The organism is Klebsiella planticola (assembly GCF_000783935.2).
Classification (GTDB): Bacteria; Pseudomonadota; Gammaproteobacteria; order Enterobacterales; family Enterobacteriaceae; genus Klebsiella; species Klebsiella planticola.
The window spans coordinates 1,886,000-1,904,257 of the sequence record NZ_CP026047.1; the positions used below are offsets into that span (position 1 = coordinate 1,886,000).

Sequence of the window (18,258 nt, forward strand, 5' to 3'; positions counted from 1 at the left end):
ACACGGAACAACGGCACGCAAGCCGCCGGGTCAGCGGGGTTCAGAGATGAACGCCAACGGAGAAAAGCGAAAATAAACGCTTGACTCTGAATGAGGAAAACGTATTATACGGGACCTCGCGACAGAGCGCTCAGCGCCGTCGCACTGCTCTTTAACAATTTATCAGACAATCTGTGTGGGCACTCAAAGTGACATGGATTCTTAACGTCCTCGGACGAAAAATGAATACCAAGTCTCTGAGTGAACACGTAATTCATTACGAAGTTTAATTCACGAGCATCAAACTTAAATTGAAGAGTTTGATCATGGCTCAGATTGAACGCTGGCGGCAGGCCTAACACATGCAAGTCGAGCGGTAGCACAGAGAGCTTGCTCTCGGGTGACGAGCGGCGGACGGGTGAGTAATGTCTGGGAAACTGCCTGATGGAGGGGGATAACTACTGGAAACGGTAGCTAATACCGCATAACGTCGCAAGACCAAAGTGGGGGACCTTCGGGCCTCATGCCATCAGATGTGCCCAGATGGGATTAGCTAGTAGGTGGGGTAATGGCTCACCTAGGCGACGATCCCTAGCTGGTCTGAGAGGATGACCAGCCACACTGGAACTGAGACACGGTCCAGACTCCTACGGGAGGCAGCAGTGGGGAATATTGCACAATGGGCGCAAGCCTGATGCAGCCATGCCGCGTGTATGAAGAAGGCCTTCGGGTTGTAAAGTACTTTCAGCGAGGAGGAAGGCGTTAAGGTTAATAACCTTAGCGATTGACGTTACTCGCAGAAGAAGCACCGGCTAACTCCGTGCCAGCAGCCGCGGTAATACGGAGGGTGCAAGCGTTAATCGGAATTACTGGGCGTAAAGCGCACGCAGGCGGTTTGTTAAGTCAGATGTGAAATCCCCGGGCTCAACCTGGGAACTGCATTTGAAACTGGCAAGCTTGAGTCTTGTAGAGGGGGGTAGAATTCCAGGTGTAGCGGTGAAATGCGTAGAGATCTGGAGGAATACCGGTGGCGAAGGCGGCCCCCTGGACAAAGACTGACGCTCAGGTGCGAAAGCGTGGGGAGCAAACAGGATTAGATACCCTGGTAGTCCACGCTGTAAACGATGTCGACTTGGAGGTTGTTCCCTTGAGGAGTGGCTTCCGGAGCTAACGCGTTAAGTCGACCGCCTGGGGAGTACGGCCGCAAGGTTAAAACTCAAATGAATTGACGGGGGCCCGCACAAGCGGTGGAGCATGTGGTTTAATTCGATGCAACGCGAAGAACCTTACCTACTCTTGACATCCAGAGAACTTAGCAGAGATGCTTTGGTGCCTTCGGGAACTCTGAGACAGGTGCTGCATGGCTGTCGTCAGCTCGTGTTGTGAAATGTTGGGTTAAGTCCCGCAACGAGCGCAACCCTTATCCTTTGTTGCCAGCGATTCGGTCGGGAACTCAAAGGAGACTGCCAGTGATAAACTGGAGGAAGGTGGGGATGACGTCAAGTCATCATGGCCCTTACGAGTAGGGCTACACACGTGCTACAATGGCATATACAAAGAGAAGCGACCTCGCGAGAGCAAGCGGACCTCATAAAGTATGTCGTAGTCCGGATTGGAGTCTGCAACTCGACTCCATGAAGTCGGAATCGCTAGTAATCGTAGATCAGAATGCTACGGTGAATACGTTCCCGGGCCTTGTACACACCGCCCGTCACACCATGGGAGTGGGTTGCAAAAGAAGTAGGTAGCTTAACCTTCGGGAGGGCGCTTACCACTTTGTGATTCATGACTGGGGTGAAGTCGTAACAAGGTAACCGTAGGGGAACCTGCGGTTGGATCACCTCCTTACCTGAAAGAACCTGCCTTTGTAGTGTCCACACAGATTGTCTGATGAAAAATAAGCAGTAAAAAATCTCTGCAGGCTTGTAGCTCAGGTGGTTAGAGCGCACCCCTGATAAGGGTGAGGTCGGTGGTTCAAGTCCACTCAGGCCTACCAAATTCGCTACCGTGCTGCGTTATGGCGATACTCACATACTTCAGTATGCTTCGTATCACCACGCCTTGCCCGATATCGAATTACGGTAAACAGAGAGAGAAATTACGATGGGGTTATAGCTCAGCTGGGAGAGCGCCTGCCTTGCACGCAGGAGGTCTGCGGTTCGATCCCGCATAGCTCCACCATCCTTTACTGCTGCAAAACAAGAAAACTTCAGAGTGTACCTGAAAAGGTATGCTGCGAAGTTTTGCTCTTTAAAAATCTGGATCAAGCTGAAAATTGAAACGACGCACTGTTTCCTTTCTCCGTAATAGGAAAGGAAAAATGGTGTGTTCGAGTCTCTCAAATTTTCGCAACGCGGACTGTTTTACGAAACAGTTTCGGGTTGTGAGGTTAAGCGACTAAGCGTACACGGTGGATGCCCTGGCAGTCAGAGGCGATGAAGGACGTGCTAATCTGCGATAAGCGTCGGTAAGGTGATATGAACCGTTATAACCGGCGATTTCCGAATGGGGAAACCCAGTGTGTTTCGACACACTATCGTTAAGTGAATACATAGCTTAACGAAGCGAACCGGGGGAACTGAAACATCTAAGTACCCCGAGGAAAAGAAATCAACCGAGATTCCCCCAGTAGCGGCGAGCGAACGGGGAGGAGCCCAGAGTCTGAATCAGCGCGTGTGTTAGTGGAACGGTCTGGAAAGTCCGGCGGTACAGGGTGATAGCCCCGTACACTAAAATGCACACGTTGTGAACTCGAAGAGTAGGGCGGGACACGTGGTATCCTGTCTGAATATGGGGGGACCATCCTCCAAGGCTAAATACTCCTGACTGACCGATAGTGAACCAGTACCGTGAGGGAAAGGCGAAAAGAACCCCGGCGAGGGGAGTGAAAAAGAACCTGAAACCGTGTACGTACAAGCAGTGGGAGCCTCTTTATGGGGTGACTGCGTACCTTTTGTATAATGGGTCAGCGACTTATATTCTGTAGCAAGGTTAACCGTATAGGGGAGCCGCAGGGAAACCGAGTCTTAACTGGGCGTTAAGTTGCAGGGTATAGACCCGAAACCCGGTGATCTAGCCATGGGCAGGTTGAAGGTTGGGTAACACTAACTGGAGGACCGAACCGACTAATGTTGAAAAATTAGCGGATGACTTGTGGCTGGGGGTGAAAGGCCAATCAAACCGGGAGATAGCTGGTTCTCCCCGAAAGCTATTTAGGTAGCGCCTCGTGAACTCATCTTCGGGGGTAGAGCACTGTTTCGGCTAGGGGGTCATCCCGACTTACCAACCCGATGCAAACTACGAATACCGAAGAATGTTATCACGGGAGACACACGGCGGGTGCTAACGTCCGTCGTGAAGAGGGAAACAACCCAGACCGCCAGCTAAGGTCCCAAAGTCATGGTTAAGTGGGAAACGATGTGGGAAGGCACAGACAGCCAGGATGTTGGCTTAGAAGCAGCCATCATTTAAAGAAAGCGTAATAGCTCACTGGTCGAGTCGGCCTGCGCGGAAGATGTAACGGGGCTAAACCATGCACCGAAGCTGCGGCAGCGACGCTTATGCGTTGTTGGGTAGGGGAGCGTTCTGTAAGCCGTTGAAGGTGGCCTGTGAGGGTTGCTGGAGGTATCAGAAGTGCGAATGCTGACATAAGTAACGATAAAGCGGGTGAAAAGCCCGCTCGCCGGAAGACCAAGGGTTCCTGTCCAACGTTAATCGGGGCAGGGTGAGTCGACCCCTAAGGCGAGGCCGAAAGGCGTAGTCGATGGGAAACAGGTTAATATTCCTGTACTCGGTGTTACTGCGAAGGGGGGACGGAGAAGGCTATGTTAGCCGGGCGACGGTTGTCCCGGTTTAAGCATGTAGGCGGGAAGTTTAGGTAAATCCGGACTTCTTTTAACGCTGAGGTGTGATGACGAGGCACTACGGTGCTGAAGTAACAAATGCCCTGCTTCCAGGAAAAGCCTCTAAGCATCAGGTAACAACGAATCGTACCCCAAACCGACACAGGTGGTCAGGTAGAGAATACCAAGGCGCTTGAGAGAACTCGGGTGAAGGAACTAGGCAAAATGGTGCCGTAACTTCGGGAGAAGGCACGCTGATGGTAGGTGAAGTGACTTGCTCATGGAGCTGAAATCAGTCGAAGATACCAGCTGGCTGCAACTGTTTATTAAAAACACAGCACTGTGCAAACACGAAAGTGGACGTATACGGTGTGACGCCTGCCCGGTGCCGGAAGGTTAATTGATGGGGTTATCCGTAAGGAGAAGCTCTTGATCGAAGCCCCGGTAAACGGCGGCCGTAACTATAACGGTCCTAAGGTAGCGAAATTCCTTGTCGGGTAAGTTCCGACCTGCACGAATGGCGTAATGATGGCCAGGCTGTCTCCACCCGAGACTCAGTGAAATTGAACTCGCTGTGAAGATGCAGTGTACCCGCGGCAAGACGGAAAGACCCCGTGAACCTTTACTATAGCTTGACACTGAACATTGAGCCTTGATGTGTAGGATAGGTGGGAGGCTTTGAAGTGTGGACGCCAGTCTGCGTGGAGCCAACCTTGAAATACCACCCTTTAATGTTTGATGTTCTAACGTAGACCCGTGATCCGGGTTGCGGACAGTGTCTGGTGGGTAGTTTGACTGGGGCGGTCTCCTCCCAAAGAGTAACGGAGGAGCACGAAGGTTAGCTAATCCTGGTCGGACATCAGGAGGTTAGTGCAATGGCATAAGCTAGCTTGACTGCGAGCGTGACGGCGCGAGCAGGTGCGAAAGCAGGTCATAGTGATCCGGTGGTTCTGAATGGAAGGGCCATCGCTCAACGGATAAAAGGTACTCCGGGGATAACAGGCTGATACCGCCCAAGAGTTCATATCGACGGCGGTGTTTGGCACCTCGATGTCGGCTCATCACATCCTGGGGCTGAAGTAGGTCCCAAGGGTATGGCTGTTCGCCATTTAAAGTGGTACGCGAGCTGGGTTTAGAACGTCGTGAGACAGTTCGGTCCCTATCTGCCGTGGGCGCTGGAGAATTGAGGGGGGCTGCTCCTAGTACGAGAGGACCGGAGTGGACGCATCACTGGTGTTCGGGTTGTCATGCCAATGGCATTGCCCGGTAGCTAAATGCGGAAAAGATAAGTGCTGAAAGCATCTAAGCACGAAACTTGCCCCGAGATGAGTTCTCCCTGACTCCTTGAGAGTCCTGAAGGAACGTTGAAGACGACGACGTTGATAGGTCGGGTGTGTAAGCGTAGCGATACGTTGAGCTAACCGATACTAATGAACCGTGAGGCTTAACCTTACAACGCCGAAGCTGTTTTGGCGAAGAGAGAAGATTTTCAGCCTGATACAGATTATGTCACTGCGCAGGAATGCGGGGTGATGACAGAATTTGCCTGGCGGCGATAGCGCGGTGGTCCCACCTGACCCCATGCCGAACTCAGAAGTGAAACGCCGTAGCGCCGATGGTAGTGTGGGGTCTCCCCATGTGAGAGTAGGGAACTGCCAGGCATCAAATTACGCAGTAAGCTGATGTAAAAATCAGTAGTTGTAGAAAAATTCGGTGGAGCGGTAGTTCAGTCGGTTAGAATACCTGCCTGTCACGCAGGGGGTCGCGGGTTCGAGTCCCGTCCGTTCCGCCACTTATTAAAAGTTAAGCCTGCTAAATTAATTAGCGGGCTTAATAGTAAGAGATTTAGGGGCGTAGCTCAGTTGGTAGAGCACCGGTCTCCAAAACCGGGTGTCGCGAGTTCGAGTCTCTCCGCCCCTGCCATATATAATCCTTTGCTCAGGCAAAGGATTTTTTTTGTCTGTTATTTTCCATCCCCAAAATCTTCCAGCATCCTCCGTCCCTGGAGGTACGCATTATTCCAGTATGTTTGTCTTCAGTATTTCGCGGATCTGTACCTGTTTATCGCTGTTTTGTAGCCAGATAGCGTACAGGGGCCGGGATAGCGTTGTACTGTCCGTCACCGTATGCAGGCCGCTTTTATCCTTTGCCCAGCGTGTCGGTAGCCATGTGCAACCGTTGAGCGCAGCAAGTTGCTGATAGGCCAGTTCAGCGGAACTGGTTGTCAGCAGAGGAACATCATCACTGCCAATTAGTCCGACCTCATTTTGTTGGAAGTCCGGACCCCATTCCAGGCGCAGATAATTCAATTCATTCTTAGTTTTAAATGGCGAGGCGCAGTAGAGTGCCAGGGTGAAATTACCGAGTAACTGGCTGCTTAATTCGTCCATTTTCGGGGATTCTGTCGTGATCAGTAGATCAAGCTGTCGTTCATGTAACTGTTTAACAAGCGATTGTCGCTGTGCAATCCGCGCTTCAAACTGCAGGTTACAGGGCTCTTTGTAGAGCTTCCCCAGCCATCCGTTAAGCATGCATTCCCACAAAGATGCGCTGCCGCCAATTGAAAATTCATTGTGCCGGGAAGCATTCGCAACCTCTTTTCGCGCCGCCTGCCAGGTGTTCATCAGGGTTTCGGCATAAGGAAGGAGTTTATCGCCGGCTGACGTCAGGCGGATGTTATTGCGATGGCGGGTAAAAAGGTTCACGCCAAGCTGGTTTTCCAGCTGACGAATACGAAAGCTGACGGCCGACTGCGTCAGATAAAGCGCCTCTGCTGCTCGTCCAAAGTGGCGAGTTCTGCTCACCTCAAGGAAAGTTTTGAGCAATTCCGTATCCACACTCTTCTCCGCAAAATTATTTGTCGTAATGATTTAAATCTTTTGTTTTACACTCTGTCAAGCGTAACTAATACTCCGCGCCATAAATAGCTCGGCCAAAGAATCAGGAGCGTGTAGGATGGCGGAAAGCTTTATGACGACTAATCGTTTTTTCGATAATAAACATTATCCGCGCGGGTTCTCCCGTCATGGTGATTTCACCATCAAAGAGGCACAACTGCTGGAACAGCATGGTTATGCTCTTAACGAACTGGAACTGGGTAAACGCGAACCTGTCACCGAAGATGAAAAACAGTTTGTTTCGGTATGTCGTGGTGAACGTGAGCCAGCCACGGAAATGGAACGCGTCTGGATTAAGTATATGGCGCGTATTAAGCGGCCTAAGCGTTTTCATACGCTGTCCGGCGGGAAACCGCAGGTTGAAGGCGCTGAAGATTACACCGAAAGCGATGATTAACAAAAAAGGGCGTAAGCCCTTTTTTTATGCCATGAGTTTTTGCAAATGGTTCAGCATCCTGTCTATCGCCCGATAACCTAGGGCCTCCTGCAGGTGGTAGCGCTCAATACAGGGTTCCCCCCCTATGTCGGCGATGGTCCGGGCGACTTTCAGCAGACGCTGCCAGGCGCGGATAGAAAGCCCCAGCTGCGATAGTACCTGTTCCAGCCAGATAGCATCCTCTTTACTGAGCGGACACCAGATTTTCATTTCGTTACTCTCCAGATGGGCATTGAGTTTCTCCTGCCGGGCCAGCTGTTTGTCTCGGGCGGCGAGAACCCGCTTCCTCACGCTGGCGCTATTTTCCACGCCAGAGACTGCCTGGCTGAGCACGCCTGGAGGCGGTAGAGGAATTTCCAGCGAGAGGTCGAACCGGTCGAGGAACGGCCCGGACAGGCGACCCAGATAGCGTAAGGTTTGTTCCGGTGATGCGCGATTATGATGACCCTGGTAATGCCCGGTGGGGCTGGGATTCATAGCCGCAATAAGCTGAAAATGTGCCGGATAGTCAATTTTCGCACGCGTTCGTGAAATATGTATTTTCCCTGACTCTATCGGCTCCCGCAAAGCATCCAACACCCGGCGTTCAAACTCCGGTAGTTCATCGAGAAATAGCACCCCGTTGTGTGCCAGCGAGATCTCTCCGGGTATCGGGATTGAACCACCCCCTACCATTGCCGCGAGAGAAGCGCTGTGATGCGGACTGCGAAACGGCCGCCGGCGCCACTGTTTTGTTGCGCGATGGCGACTCAACAGACTAAGAATGGCGGCGCTTTCGAGCGCCTCTTGATTGCTTAACGGTGGCAGAAGACCTGGCAACCGGCTGGCAAGCATGGTTTTTCCTGTTCCAGGAGGGCCAATTAACAGCAGGTTATGACCCCCTGCGGCAACGATTTCCAACGCCCGTTTTCCTTGCTGCTGGCCAATAACATCGCTCAGATCAGGTAGAGGGTCATCAGGAAGTTCTTCCTCCGGTATGGAAGGATTGAGCGCATGGCGTCCCTCGAGAAAAGCACACACTTCCTGCAGATGCCCGGCGACAAGACACTCGTGGCCCTCAATGAGTCCCACTTCTGCAGCGTTATCCTCGGCGACGATAATTTGTCGCCCGGCTTTTATTGCCTCCATTGCACTGGAGATAGCGCCAGGAACGCCGCGTAGCGCCCCTGTGAGCGCGAGCTCGCCGATAAACTCATATTGATTCAACCTGGACGCATCTAGCTGCTCCGACGCGACCAGAAGCGCGAGAGCGATGGGGAGATCGTATCGCCCGCCTTCTTTTGGCAAATCAGCAGGGGCCAGATTGATGGTGATCTTTTTGGCCGGAAACGTATAGCCGCTGTTAATTATCGCGCTGCGTACCCGGTCGCGAGCCTCTCTTACCGTGGTTTCAGGAAGCCCTACCATGGTTAACCCGGGAAGCCCGTTGCTGATATGTATTTCGATCGTAATAAGTGGGGCACTGATACCGAAAGCAGCCCGTGTGTAAATAATCGCGAGTGACATAATGCCTCCTGAGTACGGGCATTATGTCGGCAGAAAAAGGGGCAGTAATGAGTAAGAAATGTATTTTACACGCCATGTTCCAGCGAATATCACCGGTTATTGTGACATTTCACTCATGATGGAAGCAGCATCGCAGACGGCCATCATGGTGAAATAGCGTATTGCCGGAAACCGCCGCATCGTCATAGAAAAGGGTGATAAATTGAATTTTTTTCATTTTATATTTTTTCTATTAAAAACAATTGTTTTACAAAAAACTGTTAGCGCGATCAGTAAGTGATGTATAAAAAAATCTTGTGTTTATTGTGATGTCTGTGGTAACTCTTTAGGTATTCCTTCGAACAAGAAGCCAGAAAGTACAGAAAATGACAGCCCTTCTACGAGTGATTAGCCTGGTCGTGATTAGCGTGGTGGTGATTATTATCCCACCGTGCGGGGCTGCACTTGGACGAGGAAAGGCTTAGAAATCAAGCCTTAACGAACTAAGACCCCCGCACCGAAAGGTCCGGGGGTTTTTTTATAACTTAAAAATGATAAGCGAGGAGCAGACAATGACGAAAAGCATAAAATTCTGTTTCTCCCGATCTATGACGGGGAACTAACTATGAATGGGGCACAGTGGGTAGTACATGCTTTGCGGGCACAGGGGGTCGACACGGTTTTTGGCTATCCTGGTGGCGCGATTATGCCGGTTTACGATGCATTGTATGACGGCGGCGTGGAACACCTGTTGTGCCGCCACGAGCAAGGAGCGGCCATGGCAGCTATCGGCTATGCTCGCGCCACCGGCAAAACCGGCGTGTGCATCGCCACATCAGGTCCAGGTGCGACGAACCTGATCACCGGCCTGGCTGATGCGTTACTGGACTCTGTCCCTGTTGTCGCCATCACTGGTCAGGTCGCGGCGCCGTTTATCGGCACCGATGCTTTCCAGGAAGTGGACGTCCTTGGTTTATCACTGGCCTGTACGAAACATAGTTTTCTCGTGCAGTCGCTGGAAGAACTGCCGCGAGTGATCGCTGAAGCTTTCCAGGTCGCAAACTCTGGCCGCCCAGGCCCGGTTCTGGTTGATATCCCGAAAGATATCCAGCTGGCGAAGGGTGAGCTTGAACCGTATTTCTCGACGGTTGATAACGACATTGCCTTCCCCCATGCAGAAGTTGAGCAGGCGCTGCAGATGTTAGCTGCCGCGCAAAAACCGATGCTGTACGTCGGCGGTGGCGTGGGCATGGCGCAGGCGGTGCCTGCGTTGCGCGAATTTATCGCCATTACGCAAATGCCGGCCACCTGCACGCTGAAAGGTCTGGGGGCCGTTGATGCGGCCTATCCGTACTATCTGGGCATGCTGGGGATGCACGGCACCAAAGCGGCCAATCTGGCGGTACAGGAATGTGACCTGCTGATCGCCGTTGGCGCCCGCTTCGATGACCGTGTTACCGGGAAGCTGAATACCTTTGCTCCGCACGCCAAAGTTATCCATCTGGATATCGATCCGGCGGAGCTGAACAAGCTGCGTCAGGCACATGTTGCCCTGGCGGGCGATCTGAATACATTGCTGCCAGCGTTGCAGAAGCCGCTGACTATCGACGCCTGGCGCCAGCATAATCAGGCGCTGCGTGACGAGCACGCATGGCGCTACGACCATCCGGGTGAGGGTATTTACGCACCACTGTTGCTCAAACAGCTCTCCGACCGTAAGCCGGCCGATAGCGTTGTGACAACCGACGTGGGTCAACATCAAATGTGGTCAGCGCAGCATATGACCTATACACGCCCTGAGAATTTTATTACCTCCAGCGGTCTGGGCACGATGGGCTTTGGCCTGCCGGCTGCGGTTGGCGCTCAAGTTGCACGTCCGAACGATACCGTTATCTGCGTCTCCGGCGATGGTTCGTTCATGATGAACGTGCAGGAGTTGGGTACCGTGAAGCGTAAACAGCTGCCGTTGAAGATCCTGTTACTGGATAACCAGCGTTTAGGCATGGTGCGTCAGTGGCAGCAGCTGTTTTTCGAGGAGCGCTATAGCGAAACCACCCTCACCGATAATCCCGATTTTGTCACGCTGGCCAGCGCTTTCGGCATTCCTGGACAGCACATCACCCGTAAAGACCAGGTTGAAGCGGCTCTCGACACCATGCTTTCGAGCCAGGGGCCATACCTGCTTCATGTCTCAATCGATGAGCTTGAGAACGTCTGGCCGTTGGTACCGCCCGGTGCCAGTAATGCAGAAATGCTGGAGAAATTATCATGATGCAACATCAGGTCGCTTTGCAGGCTCGCTTCAATCCGGAAACCTTAGAACGCGTGCTGCGCGTGGTACGTCACCGTGGCTTTCAGGTTTGTTCCATGAATATGGAAACCGCGGCAGATGCCGGCAACATAAATATTGAATTGACCGTTGCCAGCCAGCGGCCCGTCGAATTACTGTTTAGTCAATTAAGTAAGCTGGTCGACGTCGCCTGCGTCGAGATCCAGCAACCAACATCACAACAAATCCGCGCATAAGCGCAAGGGAAGAAAAATGACGACGAAAAAAGCTGATTACATTTGGTTCAACGGCGAGATGGTTCCGTGGGGAGAGGCGAAGGTTCACGTGATGTCTCACGCGCTTCACTACGGCACTTCCGTGTTTGAAGGCATCCGTTGCTACGACTCACATAAAGGACCGGTGGTGTTCCGTCATCGCGAACATATGCAGCGTCTGCATGACTCAGCCAAAATCTATCGTTTTCCGGTCTCTCAAAGCATTGATGAGTTGATGGAAGCCTGCCGCGAAGTTATCCGCAAAAATAACCTGACCAGCGCGTATATTCGTCCACTGGTCTTTGTTGGCGACGTTGGCATGGGTGTTAACCCGCCTGCGGGATACAGCACTGACGTGATCATCGCGGCGTTCCCGTGGGGAGCTTATCTTGGCGCTGAAGCGCTGGATCAGGGGATCGATGCGATGGTTTCTTCCTGGAACCGTGTCGCGCCCAATACCATCCCGACCGCGGCAAAAGCCGGGGGTAACTACCTCTCTTCCCTGCTGGTTGGTAGCGAAGCGCGCCGCCATGGTTATCAGGAAGGGATCGCGCTGGACGTTAACGGCTATATCTCCGAGGGTGCGGGTGAGAACCTGTTTGAAGTGAAAGATGGCGTGTTGTTCACTCCGCCATTTACCTCTTCTGCGCTGCCGGGCATTACCCGCGACGCGATCATTAAACTGGCAAAAGATCTGGATATTGAAGTCCGCGAGCAGGTGCTGTCCCGTGAATCTCTGTATCTGGCTGATGAAGTCTTTATGTCTGGTACTGCTGCGGAAATCACTCCGGTGCGCAGCGTTGACGGTATTCAGGTTGGCGAAGGTCGCTGCGGCCCGGTCACCAAGCGTATTCAGCAAGCTTTCTTTGGTCTCTTCACCGGTGAAACCGAGGATAAATGGGGCTGGTTGGATCAGGTTAACCAATAAACATACCCGTCATATTTCAAGCATAAGCATAAAAAAATGGGGTGGCACGCAGCGCCCCATGTCACAGAGACTGGGAGTAACTAAAGCATGCCTAAGTACCGTTCCGCCACCACCACTCACGGCCGTAATATGGCGGGTGCCCGCGCGCTGTGGCGCGCAACCGGGATGACCGATGCTGATTTCGGTAAGCCGATTATCGCCGTTGTTAACTCCTTCACCCAATTTGTACCGGGTCACGTACATCTGCGCGATCTGGGTAAGCTGGTTGCTGAGCAGATTGAAGCCTCAGGCGGCGTTGCCAAAGAATTTAACACCATCGCGGTGGATGATGGGATCGCCATGGGGCATGGGGGTATGCTTTATTCACTGCCATCCCGTGAACTGATCGCCGACTCGGTTGAGTACATGGTTAACGCGCACTGCGCCGATGCCATGGTCTGCATTTCCAACTGTGACAAAATCACCCCGGGGATGCTTATGGCGTCCTTGCGCCTGAATATTCCGGTGATTTTTGTCTCCGGTGGCCCAATGGAAGCCGGGAAAACCAAGCTTTCTGACAAAATCATCAAACTCGACCTTGTCGATGCGATGATTCAGGGGGCGGATCCAAAAGTCTCCGACGAACAGAGTGAGCAGGTCGAGCGTTCCGCCTGTCCGACCTGTGGTTCCTGTTCGGGGATGTTTACCGCCAACTCGATGAACTGCCTGACCGAAGCGCTGGGTCTGTCCCAGCCGGGTAACGGCTCTCTGCTGGCGACACACGCCGACCGTAAGGAGCTGTTCCTCAACGCGGGGAAACGCATCGTTGAGCTGACTAAGCGCTATTACGAGCAGGATGATGCATCCGCGTTGCCGCGCAACATCGCCAGCAAAGCGGCGTTTGAAAACGCCATGACCCTGGATATTGCCATGGGCGGTTCGACGAATACCGTTCTGCACCTGCTGGCCGCCGCGCAGGAAGCGGAAATCGACTTCACTATGAGTGATATCGATAAGCTGTCCCGCAAGGTTCCGCAGTTGTGTAAAGTGGCGCCGAGCACGCAGAAGTACCATATGGAAGATGTGCACCGTGCGGGCGGCGTACTGGGGATTCTCGGCGAGCTCGATCGTGCCGGGCTGCTGAACCGCGAGGTGAAAAACGTTCTCGGTCTGACTCTGCCACAAACGCTCGATCAATATGATGTCATGCTGACTAAAGATGACGCGGTGAAAAAAATGTTCCGCGCCGGCCCGGCGGGTATCCGGACGACTCAGGCGTTCTCGCAGGACTGCCGCTGGGATACATTGGACGACGATCGTGCCGAAGGGTGTATCCGTTCACTGGAGCATGCTTACAGCAAAGACGGCGGTCTGGCGGTTCTGTACGGCAACTTTGCGGAAAACGGCTGTATTGTTAAAACCGCAGGGGTGGATGACAGTATTCTGAAATTCACCGGCCCGGCGAAAGTCTATGAAAGCCAGGATGAAGCCGTCGACGCGATCCTGGGCGGTAAAGTGGTGGCGGGCGACGTCGTGGTTATTCGCTACGAAGGGCCGAAGGGCGGTCCGGGAATGCAGGAAATGCTCTATCCGACGACCTTCCTGAAATCCATGGGTCTGGGTAAAGCCTGTGCGCTGATCACCGATGGGCGTTTCTCCGGCGGTACCTCGGGTCTGTCGATTGGCCACGTCTCACCGGAAGCAGCCAGCGGCGGCAATATCGCGATCATTGAAGACGGCGATATGATTGCCATTGATATTCCGAACCGGGGTATTCAGCTGCAGCTGAGCGATGCCGAAATCGCCGCGCGTCGTGAAGCACAAGAGGCCCGCGGCGATCGTGCCTGGACGCCGAAAGCACGTGAACGTCAGGTCTCCTTTGCACTCCGCGCGTACGCCAGCCTGGCAACCAGCGCCGATAAGGGCGCGGTTCGCGATAAATCAAAACTGGGGGGTTAATGATGGCTGAATCACAACCCCTGTCTGCCGCCCCCGAAGGGGCGGAATATCTCAGGGCGGTGCTGCGCGCACCGGTCTATGAAGCGGCGCAGATTACGCCGTTGCAAAAAATGGAAAAAATCTCGTCGCGTCTTGATAACGTGATTCTGGTGAAGCGTGAAGATCGCCAGCCGGTTCATAGCTTCAAGCTGCGCGGGGCCTACGCAATGATGGCAGGCCTGACGGAAGAGCAAAAAGCGCAGGGAGTGATTACCGCTTCTGCGGGCAACCACGCCCAGGGGGTTGCGTTCTCGGCATCGCGTCTTGGCGTGAAGGCGCTGATCGTCATGCCGGTTGCCACGGCGGACATCAAAGTGGATGCCGTACGTAACTTTGGCGGTGAGGTACTGCTGCACGGCGCTAATTTTGATGAAGCGAAAGCGAAAGCCATCGAGCTGGCGCAACAGCAGAACTTCACCTGGGTCCCGCCGTTTGACCACCCGATGGTGATTGCCGGGCAGGGCACGCTGGCGCTGGAGCTGCTACAGCAGGATGCACACCTGGACCGCGTGTTTGTCCCGGTTGGCGGCGGTGGGCTTGCCGCAGGCGTAGCGGTGCTGATCAAGCAGCTGATGCCGCAGATCAAAGTGATCGCGGTGGAAGCAGAGGACTCCGCCTGTCTGAAAGCCGCGCTGGATGCCGGACATCCGGTCGATCTGCCGCGCGTCGGGCTGTTTGCCGAAGGCGTGGCGGTGAAACGTATCGGCGACGAGACCTTCCGCCTCTGCCAGGAGTATCTTGATGATATCGTCACCGTCGACAGCGATGCGATTTGTGCGGCGATGAAAGATCTGTTCGAAGATGTTCGCGCCGTGGCTGAACCGTCTGGTGCGCTGGCGCTGGCAGGAATGAAAAAGTATATCGCGCAGCATGATATCCGCGGCGAGCGGTTGGCACATGTGCTTTCCGGGGCCAACGTTAACTTCCACGGCCTGCGCTACGTCTCCGAACGCTGCGAGCTGGGAGAGCAACGTGAAGCGCTGCTGGCGGTGACCATTCCTGAAGAGAAGGGCAGCTTCCTGAAGTTTTGTCAGCTGCTGGGTGGCCGTTCAGTGACCGAGTTCAACTACCGTTTTGCTGATGCCAAAGACGCCTGCATTTTTGTCGGGGTTCGTCTGAGCCGCGGTCTGGAAGAACGCAAAGAGATTTTGAGTCTGCTGCACGAAGGCGGCTATAGCGTTGTCGATCTTTCTGATGACGAAATGGCGAAACTTCATGTGCGCTATATGGTCGGTGGGCGGCCGTCAAAACCGCTGCAGGAGCGACTGTTCAGCTTCGAATTCCCCGAATCACCGGGGGCGTTGCTCAAGTTCCTGCATACGTTAGGGACCCACTGGAACATCTCGTTGTTCCACTATCGCAGCCACGGAACCGATTATGGCCGCGTGCTGGCGGCGTTCGAGCTTGGCGATCATGAGCCGGATTTCGAAACCCGACTCCATGAGCTGGGCTATGACTGCCACGATGAAACCAATAACCCGGCGTTCAGGTTCTTTCTCGCGGGCTAATGGCTGATGGCGCTGCGCTCATCGGGCCTACAATCAGATTACAGGCCAGGTAAGGCGTGTGCGCCAAATATCAGTGGTTCGGCAGAATCGACCAGAAAGCATCAATAAGCGGCTCATACAGCCGCTTTTTTTGTGCGCACACGCCTAGTTCAAACGGCGTTTTCTCATCGCTGCGCTCTAAAATCATCACGCGATTGCGTACCGGTTCCGGACTGTTCTCCAGTACCACTTCCGGAATTAAAGCCACGCCGCAGCCGAGCGCGACCATCGACACCATCGCTTCATGGCCGCCCACGGTGGCGTAAATCGAGGGATTGCTGATTTTATGGCGGCGAAACCACAGTTCGATGCGGCGGCGCACCGGCCCCTGATCGGCCATGATAAACGGTACGGTTGACCAGTCGGGCTTCTCCTGGCTCACCTGGGTGCGTACCGGACAGGCCAATGCCGGGGCGATCAGCACAACCGCCAGGTTTTCCAGCATCGAAAACGCCACGGAGCCCGGCAGCGTTTCCGGCTTGCCGGCAATCGCCAGATCGGCCTCGCCGGTGACAACTTTCTCCATTGCATCCGCGGCATCGCCGGTGGAAAGCTTAATCTCCACCGAAGGGTGAGCCGCGCGGAAGCGATCGAGAATCGGCGGCAGATGACTGTAGGCTGCCGTCACCGAGCAGAAGATATGCAGCTCGCCGGAAAGCGAAGGGCCTTGCTGATCGATGGCATGACGAAGCTGCTGGTACTGTAGCAGCGTCTGCTGTGCGAACAGGCGCAGCTCTTCGCCAGCTTCGGTCAAGGTGACGGTACGGTTATCGCGAACAAACAGCGGCTGCCCGAGATCTTCTTCCAGGCGCTGGATCTGGCGCGAAAGGGTGGAGGGGCTGACGTGCATCGCCCGCGCGCTGCGGCCAAAATGGCGGCTTTCGGCCAGATGCAGGAAGGTTTTCAGATCGCGTAAATCCACACTCCGTACTCCACGGTTTTGCATTGCAGAAATTGCAACGTGACGTTGTGAATATATCAATTTCCGCAATAAATTTCCTGTCATATAGTAAGTTCATTCTCGCAAAAGCGAACCGAACAATAAGACAGTACAACATCACGAGGTATCACCATGGCTAACTACTTTAATACACTGAATCTGCGCCAGCAGCTGGCGCAGCTGGGTAAATGTCGCTTTATGGGCCGCGACGAATTCGCTGATGGCGCCAGCTACCTTCAGGGTAAAAAAGTGGTCATTGTCGGCTGTGGCGCGCAGGGTCTGAACCAGGGCCTGAACATGCGTGATTCCGGTCTGGATATCTCCTATGCGCTGCGTAAAGAAGCGATTGCTGAAAAGCGCGCATCCTGGCGTAAAGCGACCGAAAACGGCTTCAAAGTGGGGACCTACGAAGAGCTGATCCCACAGGCTGACCTGGTGGTTAACCTGACGCCGGACAAACAGCACTCCGACGTTGTGCGTTCCGTTCAGCCGCTGATGAAAGATGGCGCGGCGCTGGGCTACTCCCACGGCTTCAACATCGTCGAAGTGGGTGAGCAGATTCGTAAAGACATCACCGTTGTGATGGTGGCGCCGAAGTGCCCGGGTACCGAAGTGCGTGAAGAGTACAAACGTGGTTTCGGCGTACCGACGCTGATCGCGGTTCACCCGGAAAACGACCCGAAAGGTGAAGGCATGGCGATTGCTAAAGCCTGGGCCGCAGCAACCGGTGGTCACCGTGCGGGCGTTCTGGAATCTTCCTTTGTTGCGGAAGTGAAATCTGACCTGATGGGCGAGCAGACGATTCTGTGCGGTATGCTGCAGGCTGGTTCTCTGCTGTGCTTCGACAAGCTGGTGGAAGAAGGTACCGATCCGGCATACGCCGAAAAACTGATTCAGTTCGGCTGGGAAACCATCACTGAAGCGCTGAAGCAGGGCGGTATCACCCTGATGATGGATCGCCTGTCTAACCCGGCGAAACTGCGTGCTTATGCGCTGTCCGAACAGCTGAAAGAGATCATGGCGCCGCTGTTCCAGAAACATATGGATGACATCATCTCCGGCGAATTCTCCTCCGGCATGATGGCTGACTGGGCCAACGATGATAAGAAACTGCTGACCTGGCGTGAAGAGACCGGTAAAACCGCGTTCGAGACCGCCCCGCAGTTTGAAGGTAAAATCGGCGAGCAGGAGTACTTCGATAAAGGCGTTCTGATGATCGCGATGGTGAAAGCGGGCGTTGAGCTGGCGTTCGAAACCATGGTTGATTCCGGCATCATCGAAGAGTCTGCTTACTACGAATCACTGCATGAGCTGCCGCTGATCGCGAACACCATCGCGCGTAAGCGTCTGTACGAAATGAACGTGGTTATCTCCGATACCGCAGAATACGGTAACTACCTGTTCTCTTATGCCTGCGTACCGCTGCTGAAAGAGTTCATGACTACCCTGCAGACCGGCGACCTGGGCAAAGCAATTGCCGAAGGCGCGGTAGACAACGCTCAGCTGCGCGACGTGAATGAAGCGATTCGCGGCCACGCTATTGAGCAGGTTGGTAAGAAACTGCGCGGCTATATGACTGATATGAAACGCATCGCGGTAGCAGGTTAAGCAGATTGTCGGGTGGCGGCTACGCCTTACCCGACCTACAAAACCGCAAGATGTAGGCCGGGTAAGGCGTAGCCG

General features: G+C 54.0%; 11 protein-coding genes, 4 tRNA genes and 3 rRNA genes. 15 read left to right on the forward strand and 3 right to left on the reverse strand.

From position 1 onward, the window contains the following. Positions 1 to 287 precede the first annotated feature (287 nt). The 7 genes from MC50_RS09120 to MC50_RS09150 all read left to right on the forward strand — a co-directional run bounded on the left by MC50_RS09120 (position 288) and on the right by MC50_RS09150 (position 5,744). A 16S ribosomal RNA gene (locus tag MC50_RS09120) occupies positions 288 to 1,827 on the forward strand. 71 nt (positions 1,828 to 1,898) lie between these two features. Then, positions 1,899 to 1,975, forward strand: a tRNA-Ile gene (locus MC50_RS09125). A gap of 109 nt (positions 1,976 to 2,084) precedes the next feature. Beyond that, positions 2,085 to 2,160 (forward strand) — tRNA-Ala (locus MC50_RS09130). A gap of 206 nt (positions 2,161 to 2,366) precedes the next feature. Beyond that, positions 2,367 to 5,273, forward strand: a 23S ribosomal RNA gene (locus tag MC50_RS09135). Positions 5,274 to 5,366: 93 nt separating this feature from the next. Then, positions 5,367 to 5,482: ribosomal RNA gene (gene rrf, locus MC50_RS09140) — 5S ribosomal RNA — on the forward strand. Together the 16S, 23S and 5S rRNA genes with 4 tRNA genes alongside form the textbook arrangement of a ribosomal RNA operon. A 54-nt stretch (positions 5,483 to 5,536) precedes the next feature. After that, positions 5,537 to 5,613: transfer RNA gene (locus tag MC50_RS09145), tRNA-Asp, on the forward strand. A 55-nt stretch (positions 5,614 to 5,668) separates the two neighbouring features. Next, positions 5,669 to 5,744, forward strand: a tRNA-Trp gene (locus MC50_RS09150). 92 nt (positions 5,745 to 5,836) lie between these two features. On the opposite strand, the gene hdfR is transcribed toward MC50_RS09150, so the two are convergent. Continuing rightward, positions 5,837 to 6,658 (reverse strand): HTH-type transcriptional regulator HdfR, encoded by an 822-nt coding sequence (gene hdfR, locus MC50_RS09155; protein ID WP_032690060.1) that lies wholly within the window; start codon positions 6,656 to 6,658, stop codon positions 5,837 to 5,839. 118 nt (positions 6,659 to 6,776) lie between these two features. Between hdfR and MC50_RS09160 the strand changes: the two genes are divergently transcribed. Continuing rightward, positions 6,777 to 7,115 (forward strand): DUF413 domain-containing protein, encoded by a 339-nt coding sequence (locus tag MC50_RS09160; RefSeq protein ID WP_004869479.1) that lies wholly within the window; start codon positions 6,777 to 6,779, stop codon positions 7,113 to 7,115. A gap of 24 nt (positions 7,116 to 7,139) precedes the next feature. Here MC50_RS09160 and MC50_RS09165 read toward each other — a convergent pair whose 3' ends face one another. Then, a complete protein-coding gene (locus tag MC50_RS09165; RefSeq protein ID WP_046853280.1) occupies positions 7,140 to 8,660 on the reverse strand; it encodes a YifB family Mg chelatase-like AAA ATPase in 1,521 nt (506 codons plus the stop codon). 365 nt (positions 8,661 to 9,025) lie between these two features. On the opposite strand from MC50_RS09165, the gene ilvL reads away from it, so the two are divergent. The 6 genes from ilvL to ilvA all read left to right on the forward strand — a co-directional run bounded on the left by ilvL (position 9,026) and on the right by ilvA (position 15,596). After that, complete coding sequence (ilvL, locus tag MC50_RS09170; RefSeq protein ID WP_001311244.1) at positions 9,026 to 9,124, forward strand: ilv operon leader peptide; 99 nt, start codon at positions 9,026 to 9,028, stop codon at positions 9,122 to 9,124. A 140-nt stretch (positions 9,125 to 9,264) separates the two neighbouring features. After that, the gene (ilvG, locus tag MC50_RS09175; protein ID WP_032690057.1) at positions 9,265 to 10,911 is read left to right on the forward strand and encodes an acetolactate synthase 2 catalytic subunit; all 1,647 of its coding nucleotides are present in this window, start codon (positions 9,265 to 9,267) and stop codon (positions 10,909 to 10,911) included. After that, entirely contained in the window at positions 10,908 to 11,165 is a 258-nt protein-coding gene (gene ilvM, locus MC50_RS09180) for an acetolactate synthase 2 small subunit (RefSeq protein ID WP_004869489.1), read from the forward strand. The genes ilvG and ilvM overlap by 4 nt, the downstream gene beginning before the upstream one ends. Before the next feature lie 16 nt (positions 11,166 to 11,181). Further along, positions 11,182 to 12,111 (forward strand): branched-chain-amino-acid transaminase, encoded by a 930-nt coding sequence (gene ilvE / locus MC50_RS09185; protein WP_004869492.1) that lies wholly within the window; start codon positions 11,182 to 11,184, stop codon positions 12,109 to 12,111. Between the two features lie 87 nt (positions 12,112 to 12,198). Further along, positions 12,199 to 14,049, forward strand: coding sequence for a dihydroxy-acid dehydratase (gene ilvD, locus MC50_RS09190; protein ID WP_032697961.1), 1,851 nt, complete (start codon positions 12,199 to 12,201; stop codon positions 14,047 to 14,049). Between the two features lie 2 nt (positions 14,050 to 14,051). Continuing rightward, complete coding sequence (gene ilvA / locus MC50_RS09195) at positions 14,052 to 15,596, forward strand: threonine ammonia-lyase, biosynthetic (protein ID WP_015585418.1); 1,545 nt, start codon at positions 14,052 to 14,054, stop codon at positions 15,594 to 15,596. Between the two features lie 70 nt (positions 15,597 to 15,666). On the opposite strand, the gene ilvY is transcribed toward ilvA, so the two are convergent. Further along, positions 15,667 to 16,557, reverse strand: coding sequence for an HTH-type transcriptional activator IlvY (ilvY, locus tag MC50_RS09200; protein WP_004869503.1), 891 nt, complete (start codon positions 16,555 to 16,557; stop codon positions 15,667 to 15,669). 150 nt (positions 16,558 to 16,707) lie between these two features. On the opposite strand from ilvY, the gene ilvC reads away from it, so the two are divergent. Continuing rightward, positions 16,708 to 18,183, forward strand: a complete 1,476-nt coding sequence (ilvC, locus tag MC50_RS09205; RefSeq protein WP_005133363.1) for a ketol-acid reductoisomerase — start codon at positions 16,708 to 16,710, stop codon at positions 18,181 to 18,183. Positions 18,184 to 18,258: the final 75 nt, after the last annotated feature.

What these genes read in the sequence shown, in the direction of transcription:
- ilvC (WP_005133363.1), top strand. Translation starts at nt 16,708, where the DNA reads ATGGCTAACTACTTTAATACACTGAATCTGCGCCAGCAGCTGGCGCAG.
- ilvD (WP_032697961.1), top strand. Translation starts at nt 12,199, where the DNA reads ATGCCTAAGTACCGTTCCGCCACCACCACTCACGGCCGTAATATGGCG.
- ilvM (WP_004869489.1), top strand. Translation starts at nt 10,908, where the DNA reads ATGATGCAACATCAGGTCGCTTTGCAGGCTCGCTTCAATCCGGAAACC.
- ilvL (WP_001311244.1), top strand. Translation starts at nt 9,026, where the DNA reads ATGACAGCCCTTCTACGAGTGATTAGCCTGGTCGTGATTAGCGTGGTG.
- MC50_RS09165 (WP_046853280.1), bottom strand. Translation starts at nt 8,660, where the DNA reads ATGTCACTCGCGATTATTTACACACGGGCTGCTTTCGGTATCAGTGCC.
- ilvE (WP_004869492.1), top strand. Translation starts at nt 11,182, where the DNA reads ATGACGACGAAAAAAGCTGATTACATTTGGTTCAACGGCGAGATGGTT.
- ilvA (WP_015585418.1), top strand. Translation starts at nt 14,052, where the DNA reads ATGGCTGAATCACAACCCCTGTCTGCCGCCCCCGAAGGGGCGGAATAT.
- MC50_RS09160 (WP_004869479.1), top strand. Translation starts at nt 6,777, where the DNA reads ATGGCGGAAAGCTTTATGACGACTAATCGTTTTTTCGATAATAAACAT.
- ilvG (WP_032690057.1), top strand. Translation starts at nt 9,265, where the DNA reads ATGAATGGGGCACAGTGGGTAGTACATGCTTTGCGGGCACAGGGGGTC.